2 protein-coding genes are annotated in these 1812 nt (G+C 36.2%); both read left to right on the forward strand.

The features are described from left to right. The coding region (locus HMPREF3277_RS15505) for an RHS repeat domain-containing protein (protein ID WP_246830726.1) at positions 1 to 746 on the forward strand (746 nt) is incomplete at its 5' end. A gap of 1 nt (position 747) precedes the next feature. Continuing rightward, entirely contained in the window at positions 748 to 1539 is a 792-nt protein-coding gene (locus tag HMPREF3277_RS00065) for a hypothetical protein (protein WP_070869688.1), read from the forward strand. Positions 1540 to 1812 lie beyond the last annotated feature (273 nt).

Raw genomic sequence — 1812 nt, forward strand, 5'->3', positions numbered from 1 at the left:
CCTACGAACCGCTGGCGCAAGTCCGCGATTGGACGAACGCAGAAGGAGAAAACCAACAACAGACCCGCTACTTCCACTGCGACCAAATCGGCATCCCAAGAGAAATGACCGATAAGGACGGCAACCTCTTATGGTTCGGCAACTACACCGGCTGGGGTCGTCTGAAAGAAGAAACCAAGGTAACGGATAGCGCATACCAACCCTTCCGCCTGCAAAACCAGTATGCCGACCGTGAGACGGGGCTGCATTACAACTTCTTCAGGTATTACGAGCCTGATGCGGGTAGGTTTGTGAATCAAGACCCGATTGGGTTGTGGGGTGGGGAGAATCTTTATTTCTTTGCCCCTAATGGTCAAATATTTATTGATCCTTTTGGTTTGTGGTATTGGAACAAGATTATAGGTACAGCACAGAAAACAGGTACAACAGGGCATAGGATTGTATCAATAATATATGCACATTTATATGCAATGAATCCAAAAGTGAAAAGGGTCACTTTGGATTTAGGATACAAAAGACTATTATCAGGAGAAGGAAAATTTACATTTAAATGGGGACCAAGACCTGATGTAGGCGTTTTATATAAAGATGGAAGCGTTAAAGCCATAGAAGTCGCATCCAAAACAGATAAATGTGACAAATTAAAAGCAAGAAATGATAATTTCCAAAGAGGAAAAATAAAACGTAAACCTACAAAAGTTTCTATGCTTGCAGTCCGATTACATAAACTATTAAGAAGGAAATAATATGTTTTTTAAAAAACTACCAAATAGACAAAATTTTAAAAACTTTTCCATAACTCTTTTAGTACGAAATGACATTCATAGTTATTTAAATACAAGTAATTGGTTTCTGGAGAATATAATTTTAATTGATGAATTATATTTAAATAAATTTAATTTAAGACTAGATGATATTGATATAAATTTTGGAAAATATCATTTTAGTTCAATAGAAAATGCTTTAAATAAAATTAAACAACAAAATTTATCATTCTTTCTAGCACAAACGAAAAAAATAGATAGGGTTTTAATTATATACGATAATCCCTTTTTGAATCAGGAAGAGTTACATTACGATAATACATATGAAGCAAGATTTGTAATTATGTGTCCATATGAATATAAGGAGGTATTATTAGATTTCATTACTAAAAATATTGATCTTGATAACTGGGATTATGGTTATGGCATGAGTTTACTGGAAAGCCAAACGCTTGAAGGCTCTCAGATTAAATCTACAATATTTTCAAGTAGAAATATACCATTACTCTCAGAAAAAATATGGAATGAAATGCTTTTGACAAGAGACTCATTGGCTGAAAAAGGTTTCATTAAAGATATTTACGAATTTAATATTCTAAATCATAAGCAAGCTGAAAATATTAATTTAGAAAGTTTTTTAAAAAGAGGGATTGGAAGTTATTCTATAAAAAATGAAAAATATATTTGGAAATTAAATTTTACTGAAATTAATTTAGTAAAACGCTTAATTAGTACAAACCCCTTCCTGCTTTCAATGACAAAAGATAAATCATGACAATATTGATTTTAACTCAGCAGGTCGTCTGAAACCCTAAGTCCTCATTCATCCCTCTTTCAGACGCCCCCATCCCCCAACAGGAGCAAGCTGCCATGGCATTCAATAAAATCGCCCGTAAAGACAGCGACTTCTATGTAATCTGTACCCTCCCCGATTTCTGCTGGGCACCCCCTCCCGCTCCTCCTGTTACACCGCCCATCCCCTTCCCGCTCTTCGCCGACCTGGGCAACGCTCAAACCGTCGCCAAAGACGTCCGCCTCAACCGCAAGC

The sequence above is a fragment of the Neisseria sp. HMSC70E02 genome (genome assembly GCF_001838645.1).
Lineage (GTDB): Bacteria > Pseudomonadota > Gammaproteobacteria > Burkholderiales > Neisseriaceae > Neisseria > Neisseria macacae.